The organism is Streptomyces phytophilus, assembly GCF_013870535.1.
GTDB classification, from domain to species: domain Bacteria; phylum Actinomycetota; class Actinomycetes; order Streptomycetales; family Streptomycetaceae; genus Streptomyces; species Streptomyces phytophilus.
In genome coordinates this window covers 1-4,169 of record NZ_JACBXC010000499.1, presented here as the reverse complement: position 1 = coordinate 4,169, position 4,169 = coordinate 1, and the positions used below count along the sequence as shown (strand labels likewise).

The window sequence follows — 4,169 nt, the reverse complement described above, 5'->3', positions numbered from 1 at the left end:
CCGCTCGGCCCACCCCGAGCGCCGGTACGCGGCCACCGGGTCGGGGTCGAGGCCCATCTCCTGCCGCACTTCGGCCAGCAGCGGCCGCACGTCGGTGTTGTAGGCGTCCATCAGCACGGCGTTGGCGCCCAGCACGTCGCCCTCGCGCTGCGCGGCGGCCAGCGCCTCGCGGTCGACGAGCAGCGCCTTGGCGGTGGCCTCCTGGACGTTCATCACCGAGCGGATGATCGCGGGGATCTTCTGCTCGATGTTGTGGCACTGGTCGAGCATGAACGCCACGTCGGGGCCGAAGCCCCCGCCCCGTACGACCTCGTACATGAGGCGGAAGAGCTGGAACGGGTCGGCCGCGCCGACCATCAGGTCGTCGTCGGCGTAGAAGCGGGAGTTGAAGTCGAAGCCGCCGAGCTTCCCCTCCCGCAGCAGCACCGCGACGATGAACTCGATGTTCGTGCCCGGCGCGTGGTGCCCGGTGTCCACCACCACCTGCGCCCGGTCGCCCAGGCGCAGGCAGTGCGCGTACGCCGTGCCCCAGTCCGGCACGTCCATGTGGTAGAACGCCGGCTCGAAGAGCTTGTACTCCAGCAGCATCCGCTGCCCCTCGCCGAGGCGCTCGTACACCGCGGCGAGCGCCTCGGCCAGCCGGTCCTGGCGCTCGCGCACGTCGTCCTGGCCGGGGTAGTTGGTGCCGTCGGAGAACCAGAGCTTCAGGTCCCGCGAGCCGGTGGCGTCCATGATGTCGACGCACTCCATCAGGTGCGCCAGCGCCTTCCGCCGCACCGCCGGGTCCGGGTGGGTGACCGAGCCGAGCTTGTAGTCGTCGTCCTGGAAGACGTTCGCGTTGATCGCGCCGAGCCGGAGGCCCCGCTCCTTCGCGTACGCCGCGAGCGCCGCGTAGCCCTCGGCGCCCTCGACCCGGTCCCAGGGGATGTGCAGCGCGACGATCGGCGCCACGCCGGTGTGCTCGTGCACCCGGGCGGCGTCGTCCAGCTTCTCCTGGGGCGTGCGCGGCACCCCCGGCTGCGCGAAGACCTTGAAGCGTGTGCCTGAGTTGCCGTACGCCCAGGAGGGTGTCTCTATGGCCTGGGACTTGAGAGCCGCTTTCACGGTCATCGCGAAGCCTTTCCGCGCGGGGTGTCGCTGTCGTGTGGGGTGTGGGTCAGTTGGTGAAGCGGTGCGTGCCCGCGCCCGCGGCGAAGACGGCGCAGCCGTCCTCCATCCGCAGGAAGCGGGCGCGGCCGCGGGAGACGTCCGCCGCGGACCGGGCCGGGACCCAGACCTCGGCGGTGGTGTTGAAGGGGAGCGTCACGTCCAGCCGCAGCCGGCCGTCGCGCTCCTGCCAGTCGGTGGTGACGGGGCCGTAGAGCGTGCTGAGCCTGCCGCGCGCCCGGTCGACCTCGCCGCCGGGGCGGGGCCTGATCAGCAGCTTGCGAAAGCCCGGCTCGGCGGGGGCGATGCCGGTGATGTGGCGGTACATCCACTCGCCGACGCAGCCGTAGGCGTAGTGGTTGAAGGAGTTCATGCCCGCGTCCTGGAAGGAGCCGTCGGGCTTGATGGAGTCCCAGCGCTCCCACATGGTGGTGGCGCCGTTGGCGATCTGGTAGCCCCAGCCGGGGAACGTGTCTTGGTGCAGCAGCCGGTACGCGACGTCGGTGCGGCCGGCGGCGGTCAGCACGGGCAGCAGCCGGGGGGTGCCGAGGAAGCCGGTGGACAGGTGCCAGTCGCGGGCCTCGACGAGCGCGACGAGCCGGTCGGCGGCGGGCTTCCGGGCGTCCTCGGGCAGCAGGTCCATGGAGAGCGCCAGGACGTACGCGGTCTGCGTGTCGCCCTTGATCCGGGCGCCGCCTTCGGAGACGTACGCGGCCGTGAATGCCTTGCGGACGGCGCCGAAGAGCGTGTCGTACGGGGCCGGGTCGCGGCCGAGGACGCGGGCGATGCGGGCGACGAGGTCGGCGCTGTGCGCGAAGTACGCGGTGCCGATGACGTCCTTGGGGGTCTCGTCCTGAGTGTTGAGCCAGTCGCCGTAGCCCGAGGCGGGGCGCAGGTAGCCGGTGCTGTTGCGCTTCAGGTACTCCAGCCACTCCAGCATCGAGTCCCACGACTGCTCCAGCACCCGGGTGTCGCCGTACGCCTGGTACAGCGCCCACGGCACCGTGGTGCCGGCGTCGCCCCAGCCGGCGACGCCCTTGCCCACGGGGCCGATCCACGGGGCGACGTCGGGGTACGCGCCGTCGGTGTCCTGGTCGTCGCGCAGGTCGTGCAGCCACTTGGTGAGGAAGCGCGCGGACTCCATCGTGTACGCGGCGGTGGGCGCGAAGACGTTGATGTCGCCGGTCCAGCCGAGGCGTTCGTCGCGGGCCGGGGTGTCGGTGGGCACCGACAGGAAGTTGCCGCGCTGGCCCCAGGTGATGTTGGAGTGCAGCTTGTTCAGCGTCGCCACGTTGGTCTCGAAGTCCATCGTGAACGGCGCGGCGGTGTGCATGACCCGGCCGGTGACCGCGCTCTTCTGCGGCGTGCCGGGGTAGCCGGTGACCTCGACGTAGCGGAAGCCGTGGAAGGTGAACCGCGGCTCGTAGACCTCGCCGTCGGCCGCGCCGCGCAGGGTGTACGTGTCGGTGGCGCGGGCGGTGCGCAGGTTGGCGGTGTACAGGGTGCCGTCGGGGTTGAGGACTTCGGCGTGGCGCAGCGTGACGACCGTGCCGGCCTTGCCCTGCACCCGCAGCCGGACGGCGCCGACCATGTTCTGGCCGAGGTCGAAGACGAACACCCCGGGCGCGGGCTCGGTGACCTCTCGCGCGGGCAGCTCGCTCTCCACCCGGGTCGGCGCGTCGACCTGGGCGACGACCGCGGTGCCGCCGGAGTCGGCGGCCTCGGCGGGCAGCCACCCGGAGTCGTCGAAGCCGGGTGCGGTCCAGCCGGGGGTCTCCAGGCGGGCGTCGTGGTCCTCGCCGGCCATGAGGTCCGCGGCGGTCACGGGGCCGCCGGTGCCGCGCCAGCCGGTGTCCGACAGCACCCGCTCGACGCTGCCGTCGGCGTAGGTGACCTCCAACTGCGCGAGCAGCGCGGGGCGTTCGCCGTAGTGGTGCGGGCCGAACCAGCCGAGGTTGCCCGCGTACCAGCCGGCGGCCAGGTCGACGCCGATGGCGTTGGCGCCGGGCCGCAGCAGGCCGGTGACGTCGTACGTCTGGTACTGCACCCGCTTGTGGTAGTCGGTCCACCCGGGCGCGAGCACGTCCTCGCCGACCCGGCGGCCGTTGAGGTGCGCCTCGTACAGCCCGAGGGCCGTGGCGTACAGCCGCGCGCGGGCGATGCGCCGCGTCGGCAGCCGGAACTCGTGGCGCAGCTGGGCGGCGGGCAGTGAGACGGGGACGGCGACCTCGCCCCACGGGCCCGCACCCCAGGGGGCGAGGACCTTGGCGGCGGCCCAGGCGGAGTCGTCGAAGTCCGGGGCGGTCCAGCCGTCTGCCGGCTCGGCGTCGGCGGCCTTCCAGCCGGCGTCGGTGACGAGGGTGGTCACGCCGTCGGCGGTGGTCAGTTCGAGTGCGCCGAGCAGCCCGGCAGGGCCGACGGCGCCGTTGGTGGCGGAGACGGCCACGACGGTGGTGCCGCCGGTGCTGGCGGCGAGCAGGCCGGTGACGTCGACGACGTCGGGACGGTTCCAGGCGGTGCCGGCGGCGACCTCGGTGCCGTCGACGTACGTGGTGTGGTTGTCGTCCGCGGCCACCACCAGCCGGGCGCGGGTGATGCCTTCGGGGAGGTCGAGCCGGGCGCGGAACCAGCGGGTCTCGGCGGGGGCGCTGGAGGCGGGGTCGCCCTCGGGGAACCAGATCCACGAGGAGCCGGTGATGTCGGGCGCGTCGGTCGGCAGGTCGGGCGCGGCGATCCAGCTCGCCGCCCACTCCTCGCCGCGCAGCCCGGTCTCCCACCAGGTGGGCTCGCTCCAGTCGGAGGCGGCGCCGTCCTGGTCCCAGACCCGGACCGTCCAGTGGTAGCGGGTACGGGGCTTCAGCTCCGGCCCGCCGAACGGCACGAGGACGGAGTCGGCGGACGCGACCTTGCCGCTGTCCCACACGTCGGGGTCGCCGAGCTTGTCCGCGGCGGTGGCCACCCGCACCTGGTACGCGCTCTGCGTCCCGCCCGGCGCGCCGTCCGCCACCGGCCAGCTCAGCCGG

General features: G+C 73.3%; 2 protein-coding genes. Both read right to left on the bottom strand.

Translation table 11 applies throughout. From position 1 onward, the window contains the following. Nucleotides 1–1,110, bottom strand: a 1,110-nt coding sequence (gene rhaI, locus H5J30_RS20040) for an L-rhamnose isomerase (RefSeq protein WP_181788788.1), incomplete at its 3' end; no start/stop codon positions are given. A gap of 46 nt (nucleotides 1,111–1,156) precedes the next feature. Then, nucleotides 1,157–4,169, bottom strand: a 3,013-nt coding sequence (locus tag H5J30_RS20035; RefSeq protein WP_181788787.1) for an alpha-L-rhamnosidase, incomplete at its 5' end; no start/stop codon positions are given.